Annotated in this window: 21 protein-coding genes; 8 read left to right on the top strand and 13 right to left on the bottom strand. The window is 72.0% G+C overall.

Annotated elements, in window-relative coordinates; translation table 11 throughout:
- Window position 1: 1 nt before the first annotated feature.
- From BJ963_RS13155 to BJ963_RS13120, 8 genes are read right to left on the bottom strand one after another with little or no spacing between them, the layout of a single operon-like run.
- Complete coding sequence (locus tag BJ963_RS13155) at window positions 2–1957, bottom strand: SDR family NAD(P)-dependent oxidoreductase (protein ID WP_179457124.1); 1956 nt, start codon at window positions 1955–1957, stop codon at window positions 2–4.
- Complete coding sequence (locus BJ963_RS13150) at window positions 1954–3447, bottom strand: FGGY-family carbohydrate kinase (protein ID WP_179457123.1); 1494 nt, start codon at window positions 3445–3447, stop codon at window positions 1954–1956. Before BJ963_RS13150 ends, BJ963_RS13155 begins: the two co-directional genes overlap by 4 nt.
- Window positions 3444–5108, bottom strand: a complete 1665-nt coding sequence (locus BJ963_RS13145) for a glycerol-3-phosphate dehydrogenase/oxidase (protein ID WP_179457122.1) — start codon at window positions 5106–5108, stop codon at window positions 3444–3446. Before BJ963_RS13145 ends, BJ963_RS13150 begins: the two co-directional genes overlap by 4 nt.
- A 1-nt stretch (window position 5109) precedes the next feature.
- The gene (gene lsrF / locus BJ963_RS13140; protein WP_089907206.1) at window positions 5110–5982 is read right to left on the bottom strand and encodes a 3-hydroxy-5-phosphonooxypentane-2,4-dione thiolase; all 873 of its coding nucleotides are present in this window, start codon (window positions 5980–5982) and stop codon (window positions 5110–5112) included.
- The gene (locus BJ963_RS13135) at window positions 5975–7021 is read right to left on the bottom strand and encodes an ABC transporter permease (protein ID WP_179457121.1); all 1047 of its coding nucleotides are present in this window, start codon (window positions 7019–7021) and stop codon (window positions 5975–5977) included. The genes lsrF and BJ963_RS13135 overlap by 8 nt, the downstream gene beginning before the upstream one ends.
- Window positions 7018–8025, bottom strand: coding sequence for an ABC transporter permease (locus BJ963_RS13130; protein WP_179457120.1), 1008 nt, complete (start codon window positions 8023–8025; stop codon window positions 7018–7020). Before BJ963_RS13130 ends, BJ963_RS13135 begins: the two co-directional genes overlap by 4 nt.
- The gene (locus BJ963_RS13125) at window positions 8022–9530 is read right to left on the bottom strand and encodes a sugar ABC transporter ATP-binding protein (RefSeq protein WP_179457119.1); all 1509 of its coding nucleotides are present in this window, start codon (window positions 9528–9530) and stop codon (window positions 8022–8024) included. Before BJ963_RS13125 ends, BJ963_RS13130 begins: the two co-directional genes overlap by 4 nt.
- A 33-nt stretch (window positions 9531–9563) precedes the next feature.
- The gene (locus BJ963_RS13120) at window positions 9564–10643 is read right to left on the bottom strand and encodes a substrate-binding domain-containing protein (protein ID WP_179457118.1); all 1080 of its coding nucleotides are present in this window, start codon (window positions 10641–10643) and stop codon (window positions 9564–9566) included.
- 196 nt (window positions 10644–10839) lie between these two features.
- On the opposite strand from BJ963_RS13120, the gene BJ963_RS13115 reads away from it, so the two are divergent.
- From BJ963_RS13115 to BJ963_RS13080, 8 genes are all read left to right on the top strand, one after another.
- Window positions 10840–11592, top strand: a complete 753-nt coding sequence (locus BJ963_RS13115; RefSeq protein WP_197682045.1) for a GntR family transcriptional regulator — start codon at window positions 10840–10842, stop codon at window positions 11590–11592.
- Between the two features lie 151 nt (window positions 11593–11743).
- On the top strand, window positions 11744–13003 hold the full coding sequence (locus tag BJ963_RS13110; RefSeq protein WP_179457117.1) for an ABC transporter substrate-binding protein: 1260 nt from the start codon (window positions 11744–11746) through the stop codon (window positions 13001–13003).
- A gap of 10 nt (window positions 13004–13013) precedes the next feature.
- Window positions 13014–13961 carry a carbohydrate ABC transporter permease gene (locus BJ963_RS13105; RefSeq protein WP_179457116.1) on the top strand — a complete coding sequence of 316 codons (948 nt, stop codon included), beginning with the start codon at window positions 13014–13016 and terminating at the stop codon, window positions 13959–13961.
- Window positions 13961–14917, top strand: coding sequence for a carbohydrate ABC transporter permease (locus BJ963_RS13100; protein ID WP_179457115.1), 957 nt, complete (start codon window positions 13961–13963; stop codon window positions 14915–14917). Before BJ963_RS13105 ends, BJ963_RS13100 begins: the two co-directional genes overlap by 1 nt.
- Before the next feature lie 2 nt (window positions 14918–14919).
- Window positions 14920–16881, top strand: a complete 1962-nt coding sequence (locus tag BJ963_RS13095) for a DUF8034 domain-containing protein (protein ID WP_246298060.1) — start codon at window positions 14920–14922, stop codon at window positions 16879–16881.
- On the top strand, window positions 16878–17669 hold the full coding sequence (locus BJ963_RS13090; RefSeq protein ID WP_089907223.1) for an RraA family protein: 792 nt from the start codon (window positions 16878–16880) through the stop codon (window positions 17667–17669). The genes BJ963_RS13095 and BJ963_RS13090 overlap by 4 nt, the downstream gene beginning before the upstream one ends.
- Window positions 17639–18580: an aldo/keto reductase gene (locus BJ963_RS13085; protein WP_179457114.1), complete on the top strand. Its 942-nt coding sequence runs from the start codon at window positions 17639–17641 to the stop codon at window positions 18578–18580. Before BJ963_RS13090 ends, BJ963_RS13085 begins: the two co-directional genes overlap by 31 nt.
- Entirely contained in the window at window positions 18556–19398 is an 843-nt protein-coding gene (locus BJ963_RS13080) for an amidohydrolase family protein (RefSeq protein WP_179457113.1), read from the top strand. The genes BJ963_RS13085 and BJ963_RS13080 overlap by 25 nt, the downstream gene beginning before the upstream one ends.
- On the opposite strand, the gene BJ963_RS13075 is transcribed toward BJ963_RS13080, so the two are convergent.
- The 5 genes from BJ963_RS13075 to BJ963_RS19545 form a co-directional block, all read right to left on the bottom strand.
- Window positions 19386–20063: a GntR family transcriptional regulator gene (locus BJ963_RS13075; RefSeq protein ID WP_089907229.1), complete on the bottom strand. Its 678-nt coding sequence runs from the start codon at window positions 20061–20063 to the stop codon at window positions 19386–19388. The genes BJ963_RS13080 and BJ963_RS13075 overlap by 13 nt on opposite strands.
- Window positions 20060–20722, bottom strand: coding sequence for an SGNH/GDSL hydrolase family protein (locus tag BJ963_RS13070; protein WP_179457112.1), 663 nt, complete (start codon window positions 20720–20722; stop codon window positions 20060–20062). The genes BJ963_RS13075 and BJ963_RS13070 overlap by 4 nt, the downstream gene beginning before the upstream one ends.
- A 134-nt stretch (window positions 20723–20856) precedes the next feature.
- The gene (locus tag BJ963_RS13065; RefSeq protein ID WP_246298059.1) at window positions 20857–22869 is read right to left on the bottom strand and encodes a right-handed parallel beta-helix repeat-containing protein; all 2013 of its coding nucleotides are present in this window, start codon (window positions 22867–22869) and stop codon (window positions 20857–20859) included.
- A 30-nt stretch (window positions 22870–22899) separates the two neighbouring features.
- Window positions 22900–24024: a substrate-binding domain-containing protein gene (locus BJ963_RS13060; protein ID WP_179457111.1), complete on the bottom strand. Its 1125-nt coding sequence runs from the start codon at window positions 24022–24024 to the stop codon at window positions 22900–22902.
- The gene (locus BJ963_RS19545) at window positions 24021–25991 is read right to left on the bottom strand and encodes a heparinase II/III domain-containing protein (protein ID WP_179457110.1); all 1971 of its coding nucleotides are present in this window, start codon (window positions 25989–25991) and stop codon (window positions 24021–24023) included. The genes BJ963_RS13060 and BJ963_RS19545 overlap by 4 nt, the downstream gene beginning before the upstream one ends.
- Between the last annotated feature and the right edge of the window lie 48 nt (window positions 25992–26039).

Genomic DNA, 26039 nt, shown 5'->3' with positions numbered 1-26039 from the left:
GCTACACGACGCGGTCGTTGCCGCCGTCGACCGAGAGATGCGCTCCCGTCGTGGCCGCGAGGCCGCCGGCGAAGACGAGCACCGCCTCCGCGACGACCGCGCTCGTCACCTCGACGCCGAGGAGGTTGCGGGTGCGGTACTCCTCCACGGTGAGGCCGTAGCGGGCGGCACGGTCGGCCAGCAGTTCCGGCGTCCAGATCGCCGTGTCGAAGACGCCGTCCGGCTCGACCTGGTTGACGCGGATGCCGTCGGCGGCCCACTCCAGCGCAGCGACGCGGGCCAGCTGCGCAGCGGCCGCCTTGCTCGCGGAGTAGGCGGCCGCCCCCGGGCCCGGGGCCGCGACGTTCTTGGTCGACACCAGCACCACGCGGCCTCCACGCGGCGCGACGGCGAGGAGGGGATGCGCGGCGCGCAGCGCCCGGGCGACGGCCGTCGTGTTGACCCGCAGCGACCGCTCCCAGACGTCGTCGCCGAACCCGGAGAGGGGTTCAGCGGACGGGAAGATCCCGGCCGCGACGACGAGGATGTCCAGCCCTCCGAACTCGCGCGCGGCGGCCGCGATGGCGCGGTCGATCACGTCGGCGTCGGAGACATCGCCGACCACACCGCGCCAGGCGGGGCCGGCGAACGCATCCACCACGCCCGGGCTGAGGTCGACACCGACCACCGACGCGCCCTGGGCGAGGAGCGCGGCGGCGGTGGCCTTGCCGATCCCCGAGGCCGCGCCGGTCACCAGCGCCACCTCGCCGTCCAGCGGCCGGCCGGAGGCGCCGGACCGCAGACGCGCCTGCTCCAGCTCCCAGTACTCGATGTCGAAGGTGAGGGGGTCGTCGAGCGAGCGGTACCCGCCCTGGCGGTCGGCCGCCTCGACGATGTCCATGGTGTGCAGCGCGATGTCGTGCACCGCGTCGGCGGCGGCCCGCGAGACGCCGGCGGTCAGGAGGCCGAGCTCGGGGTCCAGGATGACGCGGGGCGCCGGATCGATCGGCTCCAGGTCGCCCGGGGCGCGGTGACGGTGTGCGTCGACGTAGGCGCGGTAGGCGGATGCGTAGGCGTCGACGTCCCGGCCGAGGAGGGGGACCCGCTTGGTGCGGATGACGTGCTCGGGCGTCGCCGTGCCGCGGCCGGTCACCGCGGCCAGATCGGAGCGCCGCGCGTACCGGTGTGCCCGGGAGGACGGCGACTGCCGCACGACCAGGGGGCGCCCGGCAGCGCGCGAGACGTCGCGGCGCAGAGCGGCCAGCTCGAGCGGCGATCCGGCTCGCTCCTCCCCCGGCCCGGCGTCTCCCCACGCGGGGTCGCCGAACGATGCCGAAGCGCGGGCCACCAGCTCACGGTGCCGCTGGAGCGCGTCGTCGGGGTCGTCGGCGAAGGTGAACAGTCCGTGATTCGCGAGCACGAGAGCATCCACGCCGTGCAGGGGAGCATCCGCGACCGCGCGTGCGAGCGGGAAGCCGGGCATCACATACGGGAGGACGTGGACGCCGTCGCCCAGCACATCGGCGGCGTGCCGGACGCCGTCGGGCTGGTCGGTCAGCGCGACGATCGCGTCGGCGTGGGAATGGAGCACGACGCGCGCGGGGAGGTGGGCGTGCAGCAGCGCCTCGATGGACGCCGTCGGCGCCGACGCGTCGAGCGAAGCCTGACGCACCTCGTTGACCATCCGGCTGTCGCTCAGCTCGTCGAGAGCGAGCAGGCGCAGCAGCCGCTCGCGGCGGAGCGGCGCGAATCCCGCCGGCTCGATGCTGCCGAGGTCCCAGCCGCTGCCCTTCACGAGGACGAGCTCGACGTCGTCTCCGGTGATGTCCCGGCCGACGGCCTTGATCGAGGTGTTCCCGCCGCCGTGCAGCACGAGCGCCGGGTCGGCGCCCAGGGCACGGGAGACGCGGGTGATGTCGGCGAGAGCGGCATCCGCATCGGCGCCGAGGCCGCCGGGTCCGCTGAGGGGGAGCGTCATCGGGCCGCCTCCGTCCACACGGCGCCCATCGCGGCGAGCGTGCGATCGAACCGGTCGGCCTGCACCCGGTACACCGCGCGCTCCTCCCCGGGAGACACGACCAGCGCCGGGTCGGGGTCGACACGCCAGGATGCGGTGTCGATGCCGACGCCGGCCGCGGCGAGGGACGCGACGCCGCGCGCCCCGAGTTCGGTGCCGAGCTGACGGCGGACCGGGTGGCCGATGATGTCCGCGAACATCTGCGCCCAGAACGGATTCTTGGCCCCGCCGCCGGCGAGCGTCCACGGTTCGGAGGAGACGTTCGCTCCGCTGACCCGCACCTTGTCGAGCTGGACGCGGTGGTACTGGGTGATGCCCTCGGCGACGGCGCGGGCGATCTCGCGGTAGCCGTGCTTGTCCTTCACGCCGAGCAGAGTGCCGGAGGCGCCGAGGTGCTCCGGGGCCCCGTGGACGAACGGCAGGAACAGCAGCCCCTCGGCTCCGGCGGGAACCGTGGAGGCGGCGTGGAGCAGGTCGCGCGGGCTCACCGCATCCACGGCCACGGAGGACATGAGCGAGGAGAACCACTCGACGCTCGCCGCGGAGGTGGGGGCGACCTCCTGAGCGAGCATGTAGCGGGGGTCGGGCAGCAGGGCGTTGAGGGTCACGCGCGGCGGCTCCGAGTCGGCGGGCACCACGACGGAGTTGATCGCCCAGGTGCCGACGATCACGGTGACATCGCCCGGTGCGGTCGACCCGGCGCCGATGGGGCTGGCGATGCAGTCCATGCAGCCGGCCACGACCGGGGTGCCCTCGGGCAGCCCCGTGAGGGAGGCCGCCGGCCCGGTGACGCGTCCGACGACCTCGTCGGAACGGGAGAGCGGCGGCAGCAGGGACCGGAGCGTGCGGGGGAGGCCGAGCAGGTCGAACACGGCAGGCTCGTACGTCCGCTCGGCGAGGTTCACCACACCGCAGGCCGACGCGTCGGAGTAGTCGGCGCTCGCCGTCGCGGTGAGGCAGGCGACGATCCAGTCCTTGCAGCTGAGCGCCCAGCGGGCTCGGGCGAGGGTGTCCGGCTCGTTGTCCTGCAGCCAGCGCAGGAGCACGCCGGGCTGGCCGGCCCACGGCACGGAGCCGGTGACCCGGCGGACGCGCTCGACCTCCTCGGCGTCCAGCCCGGCGACGATCCGCTCGCTGCGGCTGTCGGTGGAGGCGAAGGCCGGCCGGACGGGACGCAGAGCGTCGTCGACGAGGTACAGGCCGTTGCCGTGACCGGTCGCGCCGACGCCGCGGACGGTCCACCCCTCGGCGTCCAGCCAGGCCGTCAGGTCGGAGAGCACACCGGCGACGACCTCCCACAGCGCCGCCATGTCGATCTCCTGCCGGTCGGCGGCGACCGCGACGCGCGGGTTCGCCGCAGAGACCGTGCGCAGTTCGCGCCCGTTCTCGTCGAAGGCGGCGGCCTTCGCGGCGGTGAGGCCGACGTCGATCCCGATCAGGCAGTGCTTCATTCCGTGCTTCCTCGCATGGTTCCGGCCTCGCGCTCGGCGGTCAGGGCGCGCGGTTTGAAGCGTCGCATCGCGGCGCGGTAGCGGTCAAGCTCGCCCTCCGCCTGTTCTTCGCTCCAGCCGCAGTGGGCGACGAGCACCGCGGCGATCGCGGGCGCCGCGGCGAGGCCGACGTCGCGGTTGAGAGCGACGGCCGTGCGCCGCAGGACGACATCCTCCAGGGTGAGGGCGCCCTCCTCGCGCACGGCGTGGACCGCCTCGGCGGCGATGGCACCGGTGTCCGGGTCGACGACCTGGGCGAGCGCGGGCGTCTCCACCGTCAGTCGTTCGATCTCGGTCGCGACGGTCCCGTAGGTGTCGACGAGGCGTTCCGCGCTCCGCGCGGGCAGGGCGGTGCGGCGGAGGTAGTCCGCCCGGAACCGCGCCCAGTCGCCGTCCGGGGCGCCGGGGAGCCGCGCATCCCGTGTCGGTGAGGGTCCCGGCCGCCGCCCGAGCTCGCGTTCCAGCCTCCGTGCAACGAGCTCGCCGAGCGCGCGGTGCGTGGTGAGCTTGCCTCCGATGATGGTCACGAGGCCGGCGTCCGCGCCGGTGTGCACGACGATCTCGTGGTCGCGGCTGACCTTCGACGGGTCGTCCAGCTCGCCGACGTACGGCAGCGGGCGCACCCCCGAATACGACCACAGCACGTCGTCCGGGGTGAGCCCCGCCTGCGGGATGAGCGCGTTGACGGCTCCGAGCAGGTAGGCGGTCTCGTCGTCGTCCATGACGATGTCGTCGATCGAGCCGTCGTACGGGAGGTCGGTCGTCCCGATCATGTACTTGTCCTCCCACGGCAGCACGAACATGGGCCGGGCGTCGTCGGGCGACTCGAAGAAGATGCACGTGTCGGGGGCGCCGGGGAACGCGTCCACGATCAGGTGGCTGCCCTTGGTCGGGCCCATGCGGCGGTCGTGGGCGCCGGCCAGGTCGAGCACGCGGTCGACCCACGGGCCGGCCGCGTTGACGGTCACCCGCGCGGGAACCGTCCGCGTCTCGCCGGTCTCGCGGTCGCGATAGCGCAGGCCGGTGATGCGCCCGCCGGTGCGGACCAGCGACTCCACGCGGGAGTGGGTGGACACGATCGCGCCGTGGCGCTGCGCATCCACCGCCAGCTCGACGGCGAGGCGCTCGGTGACCGGGACGTTGGCGTCGTGGAACAGCCCGCCCCAGCGCAGACCAGCGTCGGCGAGAGCCGGCCAGTCGCGCTGCAGACGCTTGCGGAACACGACCCGGTTCAGCGGCAACGGCTTGCCCAGCGAGAGCACGTCGTGCAGCATCAGGCCGCAGGCGAGCAGCCAGCCGGGCCGGCTCTGCTGCTTCGAGAACGGGATGAGCATCGGGTACGGGTGCACCAGGTGCGGGGCCTTCGCGAGCAGGATGTTGCGCTCGCGGATGGACTCGTAGACGAGGTTGAGCTCGAACCGCTCCAGGTACTTCAGCCCGCCGTGGATGAGCCGGGTCGAGATCGCGGAGGTGCGGGCGGCGAGGTCGTCCTGGTCGAAGAGCGCGACGCTCAGGCCGCGCGCCGCGGCCTCCCGGGCGACCGCGAGGCCGTTGATGCCCGCGCCGATCACCGCGACGTCGACGGCCGGGATCTCGGCGGTGTAGGTGGTGAGTGCGGGCATGTCAGTGGGAGAGCTGCTCGTAGAGGGCGTACGCGTCGTCGGCGGTGAGGCCGTCGTGGACGACCCCGCGCACGGCGGCGAGCATCGCGGCCGGGTGCTCGGACTGGAAGACGTTGCGGCCCATGTCGACGCCCGCCGCGCCCTCCTGGATGGCGCGGTACGCGATCCGCAGCGCCTCCCTCTCCTCCACCTTCTTGCCTCCGGCGATCACGATCGGCACCGGGCAGGCGCTCGTGACGGTCTCGAACCCCTCCTCGACGTAGTACGTCTTCACGAAGGCGGCTCCGAGCTCGGCCGAGATCCGCGTCGCCAGCCGGAAGTAGCGGGCGTCGCGCACCATCTCGCGTCCGACCGCGGTGACGGCGAGCACCGGGATGCCGGCGGCCTGTCCCTGGTCGACGAGCGTCGTCAGGTTCTTCACCGACCGGCTCTCGTTCTCCGCACCGACGAAGACCTGCACCGCGAGGGCGGCGGCGTCCAGCCGCACGGCGTCGTCGATGCTCACGGCCAGGTCCTCCTGGCTGAGGTCGCCGAGCACGCTGGGGCCGCCGCTCGCACGCAGCACGACGCCCTTGCCCGCGTTCGACGGGACGGTGGTGCGCAGTGCGCCGCGCGTGCACATCAGGGCGTCGGCCTGGGGGATGAGCGGGACGATGGAGCGGTCCAGCCGCTCCAGGCCGGAGGTCGGGCCCTGGAAGTAGCCGTGGTCGAAGGCGAGCATGACCGTCTTGCCGTCTGCGGGGTCGAAGACGCGCGAGAGACGCGCGCGCATCCCCCAGTCGAGCCCGGCGGCGCCCTTGAGGGCGGTGTCGCTCGCCGGAGCTGCGGCTCCGGTGAAGTCGGTGCCTTCGCGGAGGTCTTCGAGGTCAGCCATGGATGTTCCTTTTCTTCTTGGCGGTCATGGTCAGGGAGGCGCGCAGGCGCGCCAGGCTGGAACGGCCGGTGCCGGTCGCGGCGGCGGAGACCACCACGACGGCGACGACGAGGACGCCCTTGAGGATGTTCTGGGCGCCGACGCTCCAGCCGACGAGGTTGAGGAGGCCCGACAGCAGCACGAAGAACAGCGCGCCGGTCCAGGCGCCGACGGGCACCGCGCGGCCGCCGGAGATGAGCGTTCCGCCGATCACCACCACGGCGACCGAGTCGAGCATGTACGAGGAGCCGAGCACCGTGCTCGGCGAGATGAAGGCCGCGAGCAGTCCCCCGGCGAGACCGGCGAGACCGCCGCTCACGAGATACGTGATCGCGGTCACCCGCCAGACGCGGATGCCGGCGCGCTCCGCGGCCCGCGGGCTCTGGCCGACGGCGAGCACCGAGAGGCCGAACCGGGTGCGCGAGAGGACGAGGGCGACGACGACGGTGACGACGGCGACGACCAGCGCGATGACGGGGATGCCGAGGACCTTCGCGTTGACGAAGCCGCGCAGGGCGGCCGCGGCGGAGGCGCGGTTCGCGTCCGCGAGCAGCAGCGTCGCGGACTGCACGATCAGGCTGGTCGCCAGCGTCGCGATGATGGGAGGCACCCGCAGCACGAGGATGGCGACCACGCTGATCAGACCGGCCGCGAGCCCGGCGCCGGCCGCAGCCGCGATCCCGAGCACCGGCCCGGCCGCCGCTCCGACGCCGACGGAGACGTACGACGCCATCGAGACGACGGTGCCGACGGAGACGTCGATGTTGCCGGGGCCGAGCGTGATGACGAGCATCTGCCCGAGGGCGACGAGCACGAGGAACGGGGCGAGCGAGAGGGCCTGGGCCAGCGGATCGAACGGCTGCACCGGCCGGACGGCCACGATGCACAGCCAGACGGCGAGCACGCCGATCAGGGACCAGCCCCAGGCGGGCCAGTGGAAGCGGGTGCGCGGCTCGACGACGGGCGTCGGCAGGGTGGGCGTCGGAGTGGACGTGGTCATCGGCTGAACCTCTCGGTGACGATGCGGCCGGCGAGGACCGCGAGGACGATCACGCCCTGAGCGCCCGCCTGCATGCTCGACGGGAGCGCGACGAGGCTGAGCAGCACGGAGATCAGTCCGAGGGTGACGGCGCCGAGCGCGGTGCCGACGGGGAGGGCGCGGCCGCCGGAGAACGTGCCGCCGCCGAGGATGACCGCGGCGATGGTGGTGAGGGTGTAGTTGCTCGCCGAGTTGATGTCGCCCGACCGGGTCTGCGCCGCGAGGAGGAGGCCGGAGACCAGGATGAGCACGGCGGCAAGCACGTACGCGGTCATGCGGGTGCGGGCCGCCGACCATCCGGCTTTGTCGAGCGTCGCGGCGCTGGAGCCCAGTGCCCGCATGCGGGCGCCGGCGCGCGTCCGGCGCGTGATCCACCAGCCGGCGAGGGCCGCGAGGGCGACGAAGACCAGCGGAGGGGGGACGACGGTGCTGCGCCACGACCCGATGGCGGTCAGCCACTCCGGAGTGGCGCCGCCCGGGGTCGGCAGCAGCTGCAGGCCGATGCCGAGCCAGACGAACGACATCCCGAGCGTGACGATGATCGACGGGACACCGCGCTTCTGCACGATCACGGCGAGCAGGGCGTAGACGACGAGGACGGCGGCCAGCATCCCGAAGCCCAGCAGCGGGTCGGTCGCGAGCAGCGTCGCGGCGATGACGGTCACCAGCCCGACCAGGTTTCCGATGCCGAGGTCGATGTCGCCGACCGACATGATGATCATCTGCGCCTGGGCGGCGAAGGCGAGAGGCACCGCCGACATCAGCATGAGGCTGAGCCCGGTGACCGAGAGGATGCCCGGCTGGATGGCGGCGGCGATCGCCACGATCACGGCCAGGGCGACGAGCGCGAGGAGCGCGGGCGAGCCGTGGGCGAGACCGGCGCGCAGGCGGACCGCCGGTGCCGGACGTCCTGCGCTCGTGCCGCCGCCCTTCGGCCGGGTGGACGCGGTGGTGGCGGTGGTCATCGGACGGTCCCTTCCTCGAAGGAGTCGGCGATGATCCGCTCCTCGGTGTTGCTGTCGCCAGCGAGCTCCGAGACGATCCGGCCGGCGCGCAGCACGTATACGCGGTCGCAGTGGGCCATCTCGGCGTTCTCGGTGGAGTACCAGACGATGGCGCGGCCGGCCGCGGCCTCCGACTTCATGAGCGTGTAGAGCTCGCTCTTCGTGGCGACGTCGACGCCGCGGAACGGATCGTCCAGCAGCACGAGCGCGGCATCCGTCGCGAAGGCCCTGGCGACCAGGACCTTCTGCTGGTTGCCGCCGCTGAGGGCGGTGATCGGCGTCGCGGCGGCGCCGCGGATGCTCAGCGCGTCGATCCAGCGGGCGGCGAGCGCGCGCTTGGCGCGGCCGTCGACCACTCCGGCGGTGCTGATGCCGCGCAGGGCGGCGATGGTGAGGTTCTGGGCGACGCTCCAGAGCGGGAGGATGCCGGAGGTCTGCCGGTCGCCCGGCACGTAGGCGCGGCGCCGCGGGGCGCTCACTCCGCGGGTGAATGCTCCTGCCGCCCAGAGCCGCCCGAGCATCCGCTCCTGGCCCTGCCCGGCGAGGCCCGCCAGTCCGACGATCTCGCCGGCGCGCACCTCGAAGGGGATGCCGTCCCCGCGGATGGCCGCGACGACCTCTCCGGCGGAGCGCGCGTCGGCTTCGGCCTCGACGGCCGCCGGCGCGTGGACGTCGCCGCCCATCGCCTGCAGGAGCGAGCGCTCGTCCGCCTCAGCGAAGACGCCGGCGACCGCGCCGTCGCGCATCACGGCGACCCGGTCGCTGTGCGCGATGATCTCGGCCATGCGGTGCGAGATGAGCAGCACGCTGACGCCGTCCGCCGTGAGCCGGTGCAGATGCGCGTACAGCTGGTCGGCCGCATCCACACCGAGCGACTCGGTCGGTTCGTCCAGGATCAGGAGACCGAGTCGCTCGGTGCAGAGGGCGCGGGCGATCTCGACCATCTGGCGCTGGGCCAGGGTGAGTTCGCCCACGCGCCGGACCACCGCGACCCCGTGCCCGGGGAACACGGTGTCCAGCACCTCGCCGATCCGGCGCTCCGCGCGGCCACTCCACCCGAAGGGGGACCCGCCGCGGCGGTCGGAGAGGTACGCGTTCTCCGCGACGGTGAGGTCAGGGCAGAGCGCGAGCTCCTGGTAGACCATGCGGACGCCTGCGGCGGCGGCCGCCGCGGCATCCCAGGACCGGCCGGAGGTCGTGCCCCTGGCCACGACCGCACCATCGTCGGGCTGCTCGCGCCCGGCGAGGATGCGCATCAGGGTGCTCTTCCCTGCGCCGTTGTGACCGACGAGCCCGAGGATCTCCCCGCGCTCGACGTGCAGGTCGACCCCGGTCAGCGCACGGGTGCTCCCGTAGCGCTTCGTCACCCCGCGGGCGGCGATGGTGGTGGCTGCGCCGAGCGCGGCGGCCTCCGTCGCCGAGCCGGCGGACGCGTCCGTGGGCGTCTGTGTGATCGTCGTGGGCATCGATGCTCCTTCGAACTCGCCGGTCGCTTCGCGCTAGTTGAGCGCGGGCGCCTCGGCGTCCTTGCCGTCCGCGACGGCCGCGATGGCGGCGTCGACGCTCTTCTTGTCCCACGGGTACGCGGCGTACTCGTCGGCGGAGAGCTTGCCCGCCCAGTAGTCGAGGTCGTCCTGTCCGATCTCCAGCAGCGGGAGCACGACGGTCGACGGGACCTTCTTGCCGGCGAGGAGCTCGAGGCCGACGTAGAGGGCGGCGACGCCCTGCCCCGGGTCGGTCAGCGCAGCGAATGAGCCGTTCGTGATGCCGCTGTCCTTCCAGAACTTCAGCGACTTCCCGTCGGTGTCGAAGACGACGACCGGGTCCGGCCGGCCGGCCGACTCGAACGCCTGGACGACGCCCATCCCACCGATGCAGCCGGGCACGGCCGCGATCGGCGGCAGCGAGCCGAGCACCGACACGATCTCCTTCTGGGCGGTCGATCCGTCGCAGTAGCCGTTGACTTCTGCGGCGACCTTGACGTCCGGGTACTCCTTGAGGATCTCGTGCTGACGCTTGTTGAACTCCTCCTCGGGCTGCGAGCCGATCACGCCGCGGTTGATGATGATGTCGCCCTTGCCGTCGATCGCCTTCAGAGCGGGGACGAGGGAGACCTCGCCCCACTTGGCGTAGTCGTTGCGGACGATGTGCGCGCACGGCGCCTTCATGTCGGCGTCGAGCACGAGCACCGTGATGCCGGCCGTGCAGGCCTCCTCCACGGCCGGAACGAGGGCGGTGGAGGACGCGGGGATGACGATGAGCATGTCGGGCTTCTGCAGCACCAGGCTGCGGATCTGGGACGCCTGCTCGGTCGCGCTGTTCTCGCCGGGCGCGTTGACGGTCGTGTACTTGGAGACGACCCCGTCCTTCTTGAGCTTGTCGGCCTCCTTCTCGAACTTGTCGATCAGGGTGAGCCGCCAGCCGTTGACGAAGCCGTTGCTCAGCGCGACGGAGATGCCGGACGTCTTGCCCGCTCCGTCTCCGCCGTCTCCGGCCGCGCCGGCCGAGCAGCCGGTCAGGGTGAGGGCCGCCGCGACGGCGGCGACGACGCCGATGCGGCGCCAGGATTCAAACGACATTGTTCTGCCTCCAGGGGTTTCGCTTCTCTGCGAAACGGGTCGTGTTCGGGGACTGCCAGGTGCTTGCTTTCGGTCAACTTGTCACGTCTAACTCATCATGACAAGCTTGTAGTGACAAGACCTTAGACAGTAGCCTGACGGAGTGTCAAGCGAGGGCCGAGCCGACGAGGGAGCCGGCGGATCGAAGGGGGATGGGATGCCCGCCACTGCACTGAGCGACGCGCGGCTCGACCGGGACGCGAAAGAACCGCTCTGGCAGCAGCTCGTCGCCGTGCTGCGCGACGCGATAGAGAGCGGCGTGCTCGCACCCGACCAGGCCCTCCCCTCCGAAGCCGACCTCATCGACCGGTACGGCGTCTCGCGCACGGTGGTCCGGGAGGCGCTGGCCGAACTGGTCCGCCGCGGCCAGATCTACAAGATCCGCGCCAAGGGCTCGTTCGTCGCGCCGCCCCGACGCGACCTCTCGTTCATCGGATCGAACGCGGGCTCCTCGGAGGACCTCGCGGGAACGGGGCGAACGGTCGCGACCCGCATCCTCTCGCTCGACGACGGGGAGGCGGACGAGCAGGAGGCCGCCGCCCTGCGCGTCCCGGAGGGTACGGCCGTCATCCGGATGCGCCGGCTGCGAACGGTCGACGGCACGCCGTGGCTGCTGGTGCAGACGACCCTGCCGCGCGACCGGTTCGCCGGGTTGCTCAAGGCCCACCTCGAGAACCGGTCGCTCTACGACCACCTGCGCCGCACCTACGGGGTCGCGCCGGCAGGAGCCGACCGGTGGCTCAAGGCGATCATCCCCTCGCCGGAGGAGGCGTCGCTGCTCGAGCTGCCCGCCGGTGCCCCGGCCCTCGACATCGTCTCGGTCGCGTGGGACGAGGACGGCGTGCCGTTCGAGTACTACCACGCGCTGCACCGCAGCGATGAGTCGCGGTTCTACGTCGGCGTGCGCTGATTCCGGCCGGACCGGCCGCGGCACCTGCCCTGATTCCTCGCCCCTGACCAGGGGTTCCTTCGGCGATGAACGACGCATCGTTGCGCCATAAGCGATTATCGATTATCGTAGCGACCGCGCCACGGAGGTCGTGCGCAGGAGAGGATCAACGATGATCAAGAGGCGAACACTGATCGCGGTCGGCGCGCTCGCTGCCATCGGCCTGGGGCTGAGCGGCTGCGCGACCGGAGGGGCGGCGCAGAGCGGCGGAAAGCAGACCGTCAGCCTGCTCGTCAACGTGACCCCGAATCTCACCGAGGACTGGTGGAACGCGCTCGTCAAGCCGTTCGAGAAGGCCCACCCCGACATCGACGTGAAGATCCAGAACCCCGGGGCGGAGGGTGTCGCCGCGGCGGTGCCGCGTCTCCTGGCAGCGGGCGAGGCGCCCGACGTCGTCGAGTCGCTGCCGCCCTCCACCGAGCTCGCCCCCGAACTCGTCGACCTGTCGAAGTACGACTGGGCGACCACGGCTCCGCTTGCCGAGCAGTACACGATCGACGGCAAGTACTACATGGCCGGCATCGGGCTGCAGGTGCAGAGCCTGTGGTTCTACAACAAGGACGCCTTCGCCGCCGCGGGCATCACCGAGACGCCCACGACGGTCGAGCAGCTGTCCGACGACCTCGCGAAGCTCAAGAAGGCCGGCTGGACGGGCATCCAGACCGGTGGGGACTGGATGTCGAGCTATGCACTCCAGACCGTCGCGCTGCCGACCGTCATCGCCGACAACCACGACTGGTACCAGAAGATGAGCGACGGCACGCTGACGTTCAGCAAGACCTACGGCGACTCCGTCCGCGAGTACGCCGACTGGATCGCGAAGGGCTACGTGAACGACGACGCCCTCGGGATCAAGTACGCCGACGCCGAGCAGAACTTCCTCTCCGGCAAAGCCGCCCTCTATCCCATGGGCAGCTGGTTCGTCGCGAGCGAGGCCGCCGCGAAGTCCCCGGCGAACATCGGGGTGTTCCGGGCGCCCGCCTTCTCCGGCACGAAACAGCCGGCCATGGGGGCCAACATCGCGAGCCCGTACGTGATCATGAAGGAGTCGAAGCACCAGGACGCCGCGGCCGAACTCGTCAAGTACCTGGTGACCGACAAGACCGCCATCCTCGACCAGCTGAAGGTCGACGGCAACTACCGGGCCGGATACGACTACGAGATGGGCGACCTCGGCGCCGAGCTGCTGAAGATCGTCACCGACACCCCGGACTCCGCCTACACGCCGACCGGCCAGGGCTACGGCGAGAGGACGCTTCCGACCGGCTACTCGACGGAGATCAACGCACAGACCCAGGCGCTCCTGGGCGGGACGTCCGCCGCCGATGTGAACAAGGCGATGGACGACTGGTTCACCGCGAACGCCCACTGAGCTCCGACCGATGCTGACCGACAACGTGGCGTCCACCTCCCTGCTGGCGGGTGCGCGCGACGCCGGGAGCCGTCGCCCCAGCGCCCGCTGGGGCGACCGGCTCGCCGGCGTGGTGATGGCGGCTCCCGCGGTCATCGTGTTCATCGCGATGTTCATCGTGCCGATGATCCTCGCGTTCGTGCTGAGCCTGACCGACTGGAACGGGTACAGCCTCCGGTTCGACTTCATCGGGTTCGAGAACTACCGCTTCGCCTTCCGCAATCCGCGCACGATCGACGCGGCCGTCTTCACCGCGGTCATCGCGGTGACGGGGACGATCCTGTGCAACGCCGTCGGGCTGGCGCTCGCCGCGCTGATCTCGGGGCCGGGCCGGGCGAACACGGTCCTTCGCACGATCTTCTTCTACCCGTACATCATCAGCGCGCTGATCATCGGATTCCTGTGGTCGGCGCTGCTCTCGCCACATGGGGCGGTCAACGGCCTGCTCGGGGCGGTCGGCGTGCCTCCCGTGCCGTTCCTGACCGACCCGTCGTTCGCGAAGGCGACCGTCATCCTGACCATCGTGTGGGCGCACTTCGGGTTCAACATGATCCTCTACATCGCCGGGATCAAGTCGGTCCCGACGGAGTACTACGAGGCGGCGACCGTCGACGGAGCGAGCCGCTGGCAGCAGTTCCGCAGCGTCACCGTCCCCATGATCGCGCCGGTGGTCACCGTGAACCTGGTGCTCACGCTGGTCGGGCTGCTGAAGGTCTACGACGTCGTGCTCGCTCTGACGGACGGCGGACCCGCCGCATCCACGCAGACCATCGTCTACCAGATCCTCAAGGACTCGTTCGCCCAGTCGCGGCTCGGGCTCGGCGCCGCGCAGTCGGTGGTGCTGCTGGTCATCACCGCGGCGATCGGGCTCGCGGTGACCTTCGCCCGCCGCGGCGCAGAACGGAAGGTGACCGACTGATGACGACACCCCTTCAGGACACGCCGAACCTCGGCGCCGAGGCGCTCCTCGCCGGTCCGGAGCCGTCACGCCCCGGCGCACGGACCCCCCGCCGGCGCTCGCGCACCGCGGCGAGCGAGCGCCGCTCGCCGCTCGCCGCCGTCGTGCGCTGGATCGCGCTCGGCGCGACGGCCCTCGTCATGCTGGTGCCGCTGTACGTGCTGGTGATCAGCGCCTTCAAGCCGCAGGAGGAGATCGTGCGGCACCCGCTGGAGATCTCGCCGGGCACCTTCACGTTCGAGTTCCTCTGGAACGCGATCACCAGCAGCAAGTTCAACGTCATCGCGGCGTACGGCATCACCCTGCTGTTCGTGGCCCTCGTGAACCTGTTCTGCATCCTGCTCTCCGCGCCGGTCGCGTACGTGATCGCCCGGGGACGCAGGAAGTGGCACATGGCGCTGCTGCTGCTCTTCGTCTCCGGACTGTTCATCCCCGGCCAGGTCACGCTGATCCCGGTCGTGTTCGTGCTGCGGGTGCTCGGTCTCATCAACACCATCCCCGGCTTCATCCTGTTCGAGACGGCGGCGACGCTCCCCGTCACGATCTTCCTGTTCAGCGCGTACCTGCGCACGGTCCCGCGGGACATCGACGAGGCGGCGGCCCTCGACGGGGCGGGTCGCATCCGGATCTTCTGGTCGTGCGTCTTCCCGATCATGCGGCCCGTGGTGGCGACGGTCGTCGTCCTCAACTCGATCGGGGTGTGGAACGACTTCGTCAGTCCGCAGATCATCCTGGGGCCCGGCTCCGGGATCTACACGGTCACGACAGGCGTCTACGCGGCCGTCGGCGAGTTCTCCACGGACTACACCGTGGTGTTCCCGACGCTGCTGCTGGCGATCGCGCCGATCGTCGTCTTCTTCATCATCATGCAACGGCACATCATCGGCGGCCTGGTCGCCGGAGCGACGAAAGGCTGACCGTGGAGATCATCCGAGGAGTGCCGCTCGACGCCGTCCCGGCCTGGGCGGTGCTCGAACGCCGGCTCTTCGCCGACATCGAGGACGGCTGGCGCCTGTTCTCGCGACGCTACACGCGGGAGGACGGAGGCATCCGGTTCCCCGCCGTCTTCACCGACCGCGACGGCGTCGACGACCTCTACGAGCCGTTCTTCAACTGGCCGGCCTTCTACCTGCTGGGCGGAAGCGACGAGGTGCTCGCCGCGGCGAAACGCCACTGGGAGGGCGTCACCGCGCAGCTCGAGTCCGCCGGGATGCTGACCGACGAGTACGAGAACGGGTACGACTGGTTCCACCAGGGGGAGTCGCTCCTGTTCTTCTACGGGCTGTGCGCCGCCGACCCCGGCGACGTCGCCTTCGCGCGGCGCGCCCGGCGGTTCGCCGAGCTCTACACCGACCCGGCCGCCGGCAACTACGACCGGGAGCGCAACATCATCCGTGCGCCCCACAACGGTTCGCTCGGCGCGCGCCCGGGGCTGAACGACATCGTCCAGCCGTACTCCGCGTCATTCGCCGAGATGCGGCGATACGGGTTGCCGCTCGAGGACGTCCCGGGCATCGAGAGCTGGGACGACCTCGCCGATCCGGCGAAGGCGCTCGCGATGGGCGAGGCGATGCAGCGCGCGGCACAGGGCGACGTCGTGGTCGACCTCGCGGCCACCAGCCTCGTCGCGAACCGCTGGCTCTACGACGGCGACCCCGAGGCGGCCGGCTGGATCGACCGCTACGTCGGAGGATGGGAGGAGCGCGCCCGCGCGAACGACGGGCTCGTTCCCGACAACGTCGCGCCGGACGGCACCGTCGGCGGCCTGCACGGAGGGCGGTGGTTCGGCGGCCACTACGGCTGGACCTGGCCGCACGGCCTCCCCTCGGTCGGGATGGCGACGGTCGTCTCCGGGCTCAACGCCGCGCTGGTCACCGGCGACGACCGCCGGCTCGACACCGCGCGGCGGGTGCTGGACACGGTGCTCGACCACGCGGTGGTGGCATCGGTCGCCGAGACCCCGTACAGCCTGAAGGGCGGCTGGCTCGCACGCCTGGGAGCCGACGCGGACGAGCCCGCGCTGCTGGTGCCGCACCGATTCGGCCGGGACGGCTGGTTCGACTACGCGCCGATGCCGCTGGAGCTGCCCACGTGGCTGTGGTGGTGGTCGCGGAGCGACGCCGATCGCGCCAGGCTCGACCGGGTGCGGGCGGGGCTGCCCTCCGGCGGCCGGCCCGTGAAGGCCTTCCGCGACAAGGCCGAGGCCGGGCACGAAGCGCCCTGGCTGGACTACCTCGACGGCCGCCTCCCGGACTATCCCGAGCAGGCGCTCTCCATGGCGCTTGGGCAGGTCGCTCGCCGGATCGCACTGATCCAGGCGGACGACAGCGATCCGGCGACCGTGCACCTCCACTTCTGGCAGCGGGTGAACCCGGTGGTCACCGAGGTGCTGACCCAGCTGGTCTCCGGGGCGCCGCAGGTGCTCTACAACGGCGGTCTGCCGTTCGTCGCCGTGGACTACGAGGATGCGGACGCCGCGCGCCCCGGGCTGCCCGCCGATGTGGCGGCGCTCGTGACCGGCCTCGACGGGGATCGGATCGGACTGGAACTGGTGAACGTCTCGCCGCTGCACACCCGCCGGGTGATCGTCCGGCCCTCCCGGTTCGGAACCGCCCGGCTCGCGGGCGTGCGCTTCCGCACCGAACCGGGCGCCGACTACCCCGGCCCGAGCACGGCATACGCGGCGACACGGGGCACCGTGGTCGAGCGGCACATCGACACCGACACGGACACCGATACCGACGCCGACGGCGTCGAGGTGGTCCTGCCGCCGGCGCACCGACTCCAGCTGGAGCTGATCACCGCGCCATCGCCCTCTCCCGCCCGCCATCGCGGTGCTGCGGACCTCGACCGGATCGAACACACGAAGGAACAACCATGACCGACCTCCCGGGCACGCTCCCGCACCCCGACTTCACGCTCCCCGTCCGGGGCGGCGCGTACCGGCGCCCGGACGCCGAGACGATCGCCGGCTTCGACACCATCACATCGGCGACCGCATGCGCCAAGCTGCACGGGATGGGCATCACGCGTTCGTATGTCGACGGACCGGTTCCCCTGAACCCGGGCCAGCGGGTCGTCGGGTCGGCCATCACCCTCCAGTTCATGCCGCAGCGGGAGGACCTCGCGTCCGGTCTGGGGCAGGAGTACGTCGAGCGCCACACCGCACTCTGGGCCGTCCTGGAAGAGGTGAAGCCGGGCGACGTGCTGGTCATCCAGGCGTACGGCAGCCGGTTCTCGGGGTGCATCGGCGACATCCTCGCCCGGTACTTCCTGCGCAAGGGCGGCGCCGGAATCGTGGTCGACGGCCGCATCCGCGACGCCGGACGCATCCGCGAACTCGGCCTGCCGGTCTGGTCGACGGGCACGACACCGCACTACGCCTCGCAGACGGAGCTGTTCCCGTGGGGGTACGACGTCCCGGTCGCGGTGGGAGGCGCGCTCTGCATGCCGGGCGATGTCGTGATCGCGGACGACGACGGACCGGTGATCGTCCCCCAGGCGATGTCCGCCGACGTGATCGAAGCCGCCCGCGACCACGAGGAGTGGGAGATCTTCAGCCGCCACCGCCTCGACGAAGGGGCGCGCCTGAGCGACTACTACCCGCTCACGCCCGACACGCGACAGGAGTACGAGCAGTGGCGTTCCGCCCAGCCGTTGGCCCTCTGACGGCGACGCCGGGAGCCTCGGGGACATTCGGGCTCGGCTGCGCGCCGATCGGCAACCTCTACACGGAGGTCGCGGACGAGGACGCGACGGCGACGGTCCGGGCGGCGCTCGCCCACGGCATCCGCTTCTTCGACACCGCTCCGCACTACGGTGCCGGGGCGAGCGAGCTCCGCCTGGGCCGCGCACTCCGCGGCGTCGACCGGGACTCCGTATCGATAGCGACCAAGGTCGGCCGCCGGATCGTCGACTCCGCCGGGGCGTCCGTCGCGGCCGGGGCGACCGGTGTCGACACCGTCGGCGATCTCAGTGCCGACGGCGTGCTCCGCAGTGTCGAAGGCAGCCTGCTGCGCCTCGGCACCGACCGCATCGATCTGCTCCACCTCCACGACCCGATGGACATCGACGAGGCCCTCCGTGTCACGATCCCGGCCATGGTCGCGCTCCGCGAGCAGGGCGTCGTCCGCGCGATCGGGGCCGGGATGGTGTGGCCGGGGCCGCTGACGCGCCTCGTGCGCGAGGCGGGGCTCGATGTCGTGATGATCGCCGGCCGGATCACCCTGCTCGACCGATCCGCCGAGGCCGAGCTGCTGCCGGCTGCGGCGGAGCGCGGCGTCGGCGTGATCGCGGCCGGGGTCTTCAACTCGGGCATCCTCGCCGACCCCGAGGGCACGCCCTTCTTCGACTACCGGCAGGCGACGCCGGAGATGCGGGACCGAGCCCTGCGGCTGCGGGACATCTGCAGGGACCGCGGCGTCACGCTCGCCGACGCCGCGGCGCGCTATCCCCTCCGCCGGCCCGGTGTCGAGGGCGTCGTGATCGGCGCACGGACACCGGACGAGGTCGCGGCGTTCGCCCGCTCCGAGACGGCGCCGATTCCGGAGGAGCTGTGGGCGGAGCTGGCAGCGGCGTGATCGCCTCCGGCGGGGCCGTCGACGCGCACGTCCACCTGTGGGACACCGGCCGGTTCTCGCTCGCGTGGTTCCGGCCGGAACTCGGCCTGCCGGAGGTGGCGGATGCCGCCGATCTCGCGGAGCGATCGGCGCGCGCGACCACCCCGATCGGCCCGATCGCGGCCGCCATCGCGGTGCAGGCGGCCGATACGACGGACGAGGTGCGCTGGCTCACCGCTCTGCGGCATCCCCTGCTCGCGGGCGTTGTCGTCCAGTACGACCCCGTCGCCGCCCCCGGATCGGCGTCTGCGGGTGTCGCGCGGAGCGGGGTCGTCCGGGGCGTCCGCGTCGCGGTCCCCGGGCGGCGTGCCGACCTGGCCGATGTCGCCGGCCTCGACGAGCTCTGCGAGGGGATCGGCGCCGACGGCGGGGTCGTGGAGTTCCTCGTCCGTCCCGAGCAGCTCCCGGCCGTCGGCGTCGTGGCCTCGCGTCATCCGGCGACGACGTTCGTGGTCTGCCATCTCGGACTCGGTGCGGCCGAGCCGGATGAGAGCTGGGCGGCGGCTCTCGCCGCCGCGGCGGCCCGGCCGAACCTCGCGGCCAAGGCGTCCGGGGTGGTCACCGGGCGCGCCGACCGGCGACTGCGCCGTGCTCTGTCCGTGGCGGTCGACGCTTTCGGCGCGCAGCGCCTGCTCTTCGGCAGCGATTGGCCGATGTCCGCCCGCATCGCCCCCTACGACGAGATCGTCGCTCGGACGGCCGCCGCTCTCCCCGCCCTCGGCGCGGCGGGCGATGCCGCGTTCTGGGGCGGAACCGCCCGTGCCCTCTACCGGGTCTGATCCGCCGGGGGATCCTCGAGCAGCGTCCCCGCCGCGTGCGCGCGGAACAGGGCGGATGCTGCGGCGGGGTCGTCCCCGTCCAGCAGGTCCAGCAGGCTGCGGTGCCAGTCAGCCACCTCGTGCCAGTCGCCCTCGAAGCTGGGGTCGCCGAGCACGTGCATCGACCGCAGCCCCGGTTCGATGATGTCCCACATCCGCGGCAGATAGCTGTTTCCGCTCGCCTCGACGACCGAGCGGTGGAACGTGAAGTCCAGCTCGCGGAACGCGTCGAGGTCGCCGGAGTCCGCCGCTGCGTGCATCTGCTCGATCAGGGCGGCGAGGTGGGCGTGGACGGCCGGGGACAGGGTGCCGCACGCGAGCCTGCCGGCGATCGCCTCCAGCTCCGCCCGCGCGGCCCTCGCCTGCATGAACTCCTCCTCGGAGTAGCTCGCGACGAAGTTGCCGAGGTGCCGCACGTGCGAGACCAGGCCCTCGTGCGCGAGTTGCTTCAGGGCTTCGCGCACCGGGGCCTGACTCACCTGCATGCGCTTGGCGAGCTGCGACTCGACCAGCTGTTCGCCCGGGGGGAGGGTCCCGTCTTTGATCATCGACTTCATCAGCTCGTAGATCTGGTCGGAGAGCAGTCCGCGCTTGAGGCCGGCGAGCGACGTGAACGGATCGGTCATCGCCGTGCCCCCGCCTGCGTCCCGGCGGGGGAGACGTCCGAGAAGGCGGCGAGCCAGGCGTCCGCGATGATCCGGGAGCCGGCCGGCGTGGGGTGGACGCCGTCCGGGGCGATGGCGGCCGTGCCGTTCTCGTCGGCCGCGCGTGTCATCCGGTCGTGCAGCAGGACCAGGCTTGCGCCGGTCTCGCGCGCCAGCCGGGCCACCCCGGCCCGCTTCTCGTCCAGGTCGTCGAGCCATCCGCGCTGCTCGGCATGGACGGGGACGAAGTACGGCTCGATGAGCACCAGCGGACCGGCCGCCAGCGGACCGGTCGCCAGCGGACCGGCCTCCAGTGGTTCGAGCAGGCGACGGTAGGTCGCCTCGAAGGCGGCGGCCGTCGTCGGGTCGTCGCTGTCGAAGCGGCGCCACATGTCGTTCACCCCGACGTAGACGGTCAGGACGTCGGGGTGCTCGGCCAGGACGTCCCGCTCCCACCGCCGTTCCAGGTCGGCGGCACGATCTCCGGCGATCCCCCGGTTGATCACGACGGCATCGGCCCCCTGTGCCGCGAGTTCCGCCGCGATCATCGCCACGTAGCCGTCGCCGAGCGACCGGTCGTCGGAGCGATCGCGCCCCGCATCCGTGATCGAGTCGCCTGCGAAGACCAGTCGTTGCGTCATGTCGTCCCTTCGATCGACGCGCTGCCGTGCGCGTCCGTCCAGCATAATCGATAATCGCTGGAATCGCGTGGCGCGAGAGCGCCCGTCGTCGGAGAGCGGGGACCGCGCTCGGCGCGGCCCCCGCTCGATGCCGATCAGGGACGCGCGCCCGCCGTCCACGGCGCCGCGCCGTACTGGAACGCCCCGAGGCTCGGGGTGGGATCGGTCGATCCGTCGTTCACGCCCGGCAGCGCGATCGCCGCGTTGCGGGCCGGGGAGCCCGCCTGCAGCCGGTAGTCGTGCGCTGCCGCATCCACGAACAGCGGATCACCGTCGATCAGGTTGTTCGACAGCACGAGGCCGCCGTCGGTCGCACCGGCGAGGCCGGTGATCGGCCCGATGTTGTTGACGATCTTCGTCCCGGTCGACTGGCCTGCCTCCTTCACGTAGAAGAGGGTCATGCCCCCCGTGTTGTTGTAGACGAGGTTGTCGTGCGATCCGGTGCCGAGGCCGTTCAGTTCGACGGTCCCTTCGTGATTGCCCCACCCGACGTTGTTGTCGATCTGGAGGTCGCTCATCCCGTTGTCCGCGTAGATGCCCGAGATCCCGAACGGGTACACGCCGCCCGGACGCGGATCCGGATCGTGGAGGACGTTGTGGTCGATGCGGGTCCCCTCCATGTGCGACGAGCAGCACGAGTAGATCGCCGCCGTGTCCACGCTGAGCGTCGCGTGGCCGGAGATGTCGTTGTAGGCGATCCGGTCGGGGCCGGCGGTCGTGCCCGCGACGCCGTTCCATTGCAGGTTGATGCCGCTCCGGCCCGTCCGGGCCATCGTGTTGTGGGTCACGGTCTGGCTGTGGCCCTGGACGGCGACGGCTGCCGCGTACGTGCCGGCGTAATCCACGTCGGTGATCACATTGTCGATGGCGGTGTTCCCGTAGCCTCCCAGCGAGATGCCGTTGCCCGCGCTGTACTGCAGGTGGCTGTTCTTGATCGTGTTGCCGGTGCCCTTGATGATGATGCCGCTCGTCGTGACGCCGCGCGTCACGTTCGCGCCGCAGTCGGTCGCGCCCTGGGTGACGTCCCAATAGTGGCTGAGGTATTTGCCGTCGATGTCGTCGAGCACCACTCCGGTGCTGCTGTCGCCGGTGCGGATGGTGGCGCCGAACAGCCCGATCCCCTTCACGTGGACGTTGCTCACCGCGGAGAGGTCGAACGCGAGGTCGCGCGTCTTCGCCTCGATGCGGTGGCCGTTCGGGTCGTCGTCGCTGTAGACGTACAGGCGCTTGGCCTGCGCGTCGTAGAAGTACGATCCGGGATGCCCGAGCTCGCCGATCTTGCCCGAGAGGCGGAACCAGGTGTCCGTCGGCACGACCTTGTGGACGCAGGGCGGAGCCGTCGTGAGCGTGACGGACCCGACGGCCGAGCTCGCGACCGTCCCCGTCGCCGTGACGTACCAGTACGACGTGAGCGCGCGGGCCCCGTTCCAGTAGCCGGCCGGACGGGTCAGCGTGGAGTCGACGATGGTCGCGTCGGCCGTTCCGGCATCCGCCCGCTCCACCGTCGGGTCGAGCAGGTCCGTTCCGGGGAACGGGTACGAGGCCTCGATGTCCATCGTCTCGTCGGTGAAGACCTGGGCTTCGCCTCCGGCGTCTCCGAGATCGGCGGCGACGCTGTAGATCTTGCCGGCGCCGACCGCCTGGCTGAACAGCGAGTTCGCCGCGAACGGGTCGGTGGCGACCACGGCATCCAGTTGTGTCTGGCCGACGGGCGTGAATCCGGTGAGCTGCTCGGCGCCGCTGACCACGACCTCGGCGCCCGGCGCGGCCGCGAACGTGATGGGCTGCGTGCTCGTGCCGGAGCGGGGAGGCGTGACCGTCTCCTCGTAGGTGCCCGACTGGATGACGCAGGTGTCGCCGGGCTGCGCCTGATCGGCGCACTCCTGGATGCTGGGCAGCGGTGTCTGCGGCGATCGGCCGTTGCCGACGCGGGCGGCGCCCTCGGAGACGTACAGGGTCGCGCCGTGTCCGTGATGGTGGCCCGGCGGGGGAGCCGCCGACGCGGGAGAGGCGGCGGTCGCGATGGCGAGTATGAGCGCCGTCGCGGTGGCTCCGGCGCCGGCGAGACCGGCACTCCGTGAGCGGGCACGAGTGAATCCGAGCATCATTGCTCCAATCGATTGTGAGTAATCGATAATCTATGATTCGTCGGCGTCCGGGTCAAGAGGCGCGATCGATGCCGGGAGGGACGACGCCCGGATCTGCAGCTCGGGGCTGAGTTTCATCCGGTGCGCCGGACGCCCGGGGCCGCCTTCCAGCCGGGCGATGAGCAGGTCGACCGCCTCGCGCCCCACGTACTCCTTGGGCGGCCGGACCGCGGTGATGGGCGGGTCGCCGAACCGGGCGACGTCGTCGTCGTATGCGACGATCGCCAGGTCGTGGGGAACGCGCACGCCGCGGTCGATGGCGTGCTGCTCCAGCGCGATGGCCTGCGGGTCGGGGAGGACGATCACCGCCGTGGTGCCGGTGCTCCGGATGAGGTCGATGGCGTCATCCATCGCCCGCTCCCGGCCCGGTGCGTCGAACCGGATGCCGTCGAGCGTCGCGACGTCCGTCGGCAGGCCCAGCGAGCCGAGCGCGGCGCGCCAGCCGAGGCGGACGTAGCGTCCGGTCGGGCTGTCGCTCTCCAGGAAGAGGCCGATCCGGGTGTGCCCGACCTCGTGCAGATGCTGCACGGCCAGCGCCGCGCCCGCCGCGTGGTCGGAGGCGACGCTGTCGAGGTGCGGGGCCTCCGCCATGCGCACCCGCCGTTCGGCGAGCACGACGGGGATCGGCAGCGAGTCGAGCCAGCGGAGGGTCGCCGTGGCGACCTCGCCGGACGTCTCCGGGGCGACGATCAGGCCGTGCAGACCGGGCATCGCCAGCAGGGCCTCGACCTGGCGACGGTTGTCCCGAGGGTCGTAGGTGGACGCCCGCAGCAGGAGCGAGGCGCGCCGCTGGGCGGCCTGCGCACGCGCGCCGTGCACGATCGCGGGCCAGTAGTAGTCGAGCGACGGCACCACCATGCCGAGCGTGTACTTCGCGGGCAGTGGCACGAGAGCGCCAGGGCGTCCCGCATCCACGGCGCTGCGCAGGGTCGCGCCGCCGTGCACCCGGGTGAGGAGGCCCTGCTGCGCGAGCGCGTTGACGTCGCGGCGCACGGTCAGCTCGCTGACGCCGAGCCGGCCCGCCAGGACGCTGACGCTCACGGCGCCGCGGGCGCGGAGCTCATCCATGATCCGTTCCCGCCGCTGGATGGCGTAGAGCGGTTCCCTGCCGGTCATCCGATCTCCTCGACCACGGTGGTGACGGTTCCGGCCGCCCACGGGAGGTCGTACGTGATCCGTGTGAGCGAGGGTCCCCACACCGCGCGGAGCTCGGGATCGTCGAGCGGCCAGACCTCGAGCGCCGGCGCGGCTCCCTCTCCCTCGACGCGGACGGCGATGCCCTGGCCGTCGGCCCGCACGACGACCCGGCCGTCCACCAGCCGCACGTCGCCGGCCGCGATCAGATGCAGCGCGGTCGCGGAGCCGTCCGCCGCAGAGGTGAGCCGCCAGGTGTCCGTGACCTCGATCCGGCGGGAGGAGACGAAGCGGAACCGGCGCCGCCACGACTCGTCCGCTCCGAGCGGGTACGCCGTCGAGAGGTCGAGCTCCAGGTCGATCGGCGGGGCGGAGTCGGCGTTCTCGCCTCCCGGCTCGCCCGCCGGGGCCGCTCCCGCGACCCGCGCCCGGAATCCCGGTCCCTCCCCCTGCTCGAGCCCGTGGGGCGACGGCGCGTTGTGCCAGCCGCTCTGCATCGCGCGGATGCGATACCGATCCGCACTGAACGTCTCGCGGGTGTACGTCGGCTTGCCGATGTCGACCAGCAGTGGCCTGCCGCCGGAGGCGACGATGAACGAGCCGAGGTCCTTGTGGTTGTGGTTCTCGTCGTTCGTCCCGCCCTTGGCGGCGAGGGCGAGCCCGGAGGAGTCCCCGGCCCGCTCCCGGCGGACCAGCACCTGGACGGACGGGAGCCACACGCAGCGGGGCAGCGGCGCCCCGGCCGCCACGGCGTCGCGCCATTCCCGGTCGGCGACGGCGCGGACCAGCCGCGGGAGTCCGCCCGTGACGGGCGCGACGGGCGAGCCGGGCCGGCGCCCTCCCCGCGCCCAGTCGGCGACCCGATGGTCACCGGTGCGCAGTGCCCAGCGGAAGGGCAGCTGCCAGGGCTCCTCGCGGCGGCTCCGGGCCCAGCCGTCCGCGACGTTCACGTACCAGTCGTCTCCGAGCTGCATCCGCATCGGGAAGCGCAGCACCTCGCCGATGAGCGGCATCCCGCCGGCCTCGAGGTCGCCGTCGGTGAGCTGCGCGATCAGGGCGAGAAGCTCCAGCATCCGGCCGGCGCCGTTCCACCAGTAGGCGACGCCCTCGTCGATCGCGCCGTCCGGCGGCAGGGTCGCGACGTAGCGGTCGAGGCTGTCGAGAGCGCGCGCGGACATCCTCGCCACGCGCTCGGGATCGTCGAGCAGGAGCACCGCGGCCAGCAGCACGTTGCCGAGGATCCACGGGTTCCAGTTGTTGACCTCGCGCCAGTAGCCGAGCCACCAGAGGTCGTCGCGCGTCTCGAAGGGGGCGAAGACCCGGGTCTCGGCCTCCCGGCGGATGCGCTCCCGCAGACCGGGCCACGACCGCGCCCAGTCCGCTCCGAGCACGCGATCGGCGACCGCGAGCTGGGCGACGACCTCGCCCGCCGCGAGGTCGAGGTACGGCGCCGCGGTATCGGGCACGGCGAAGCCGCGTCGTGCGTGCGCGTCGTCGTGAGCGGGGAGGCACCAGGTGCTCTGCTCGCAGAGCAGGACGGCGCCGTCGGCCGCTTCGTCGATCCACTCCGGCTCCCGGGTCGACGCCGCGAGGACCACGGCCCGGGTGAGCCGCTGCTGGCGTGCGGCGACGGCCCGCTCATACTGGGAGCGATCTCCGTCGCGCACGAAGCGGGCGAAGAGCGTCGCGGTCGCGTCGGCCCACGGCCGACGGAGATCGTCCTCCGCCGCGTCGCGGAGTGTCGTGATCGTCGACGGGTCGGCCGCGGCCCAGACGCTTCGGTCACCGGCCTCCGGGATGCCGCTCCGGCGCCGCAGCTCCTCCGTCCCGGCGCGGACGAAGCGCGCGCGGAGTGCCGGCTCGCGCATGCGGTCGCCCCACTGCTGCCACAACGGCCCGGCGAACGGGGTGGCGCGGACGCCGTCCGGAGGCGAGGTGTGGGCGCTCACGCGAGCCAGGACGTCCGGATGGGGCTCTGCCGCGGTCGGGGGGCGATT

This window comes from Leifsonia soli (genome assembly GCF_013408745.1).
GTDB lineage: Bacteria > Actinomycetota > Actinomycetes > Actinomycetales > Microbacteriaceae > Leifsonia > Leifsonia soli.
The sequence above is the reverse complement of the archived record's forward strand: the minus strand, read 5'-3'. Positions and strand labels throughout refer to the sequence as shown.

Coding starts and splice junctions, on each gene's coding strand:
- BJ963_RS13100 (WP_179457115.1), top strand. CDS start 13,961: ATGACGACACCCCTTCAGGACACGCCGAACCTCGGCGCCGAGGCGCTC.
- BJ963_RS13065 (WP_246298059.1), bottom strand. CDS start 22,869: ATGATGCTCGGATTCACTCGTGCCCGCTCACGGAGTGCCGGTCTCGCC.
- BJ963_RS13145 (WP_179457122.1), bottom strand. CDS start 5,108: ATGCCCGCACTCACCACCTACACCGCCGAGATCCCGGCCGTCGACGTC.
- lsrF (WP_089907206.1), bottom strand. CDS start 5,982: ATGGCTGACCTCGAAGACCTCCGCGAAGGCACCGACTTCACCGGAGCC.
- BJ963_RS13060 (WP_179457111.1), bottom strand. CDS start 24,024: ATGACCGGCAGGGAACCGCTCTACGCCATCCAGCGGCGGGAACGGATC.
- BJ963_RS13155 (WP_179457124.1), bottom strand. CDS start 1,957: ATGACGCTCCCCCTCAGCGGACCCGGCGGCCTCGGCGCCGATGCGGAT.
- BJ963_RS13135 (WP_179457121.1), bottom strand. CDS start 7,021: ATGACCACGTCCACTCCGACGCCCACCCTGCCGACGCCCGTCGTCGAG.
- BJ963_RS13115 (WP_197682045.1), top strand. CDS start 10,840: ATGCCCGCCACTGCACTGAGCGACGCGCGGCTCGACCGGGACGCGAAA.
- BJ963_RS13070 (WP_179457112.1), bottom strand. CDS start 20,722: ATGACGCAACGACTGGTCTTCGCAGGCGACTCGATCACGGATGCGGGG.
- BJ963_RS13125 (WP_179457119.1), bottom strand. CDS start 9,530: ATGCCCACGACGATCACACAGACGCCCACGGACGCGTCCGCCGGCTCG.
- BJ963_RS13105 (WP_179457116.1), top strand. CDS start 13,014: ATGCTGACCGACAACGTGGCGTCCACCTCCCTGCTGGCGGGTGCGCGC.
- BJ963_RS13150 (WP_179457123.1), bottom strand. CDS start 3,447: ATGAAGCACTGCCTGATCGGGATCGACGTCGGCCTCACCGCCGCGAAG.
- BJ963_RS13110 (WP_179457117.1), top strand. CDS start 11,744: ATGATCAAGAGGCGAACACTGATCGCGGTCGGCGCGCTCGCTGCCATC.
- BJ963_RS13120 (WP_179457118.1), bottom strand. CDS start 10,643: ATGTCGTTTGAATCCTGGCGCCGCATCGGCGTCGTCGCCGCCGTCGCG.
- BJ963_RS13130 (WP_179457120.1), bottom strand. CDS start 8,025: ATGACCACCGCCACCACCGCGTCCACCCGGCCGAAGGGCGGCGGCACG.
- BJ963_RS13075 (WP_089907229.1), bottom strand. CDS start 20,063: ATGACCGATCCGTTCACGTCGCTCGCCGGCCTCAAGCGCGGACTGCTC.
- BJ963_RS13090 (WP_089907223.1), top strand. CDS start 16,878: ATGACCGACCTCCCGGGCACGCTCCCGCACCCCGACTTCACGCTCCCC.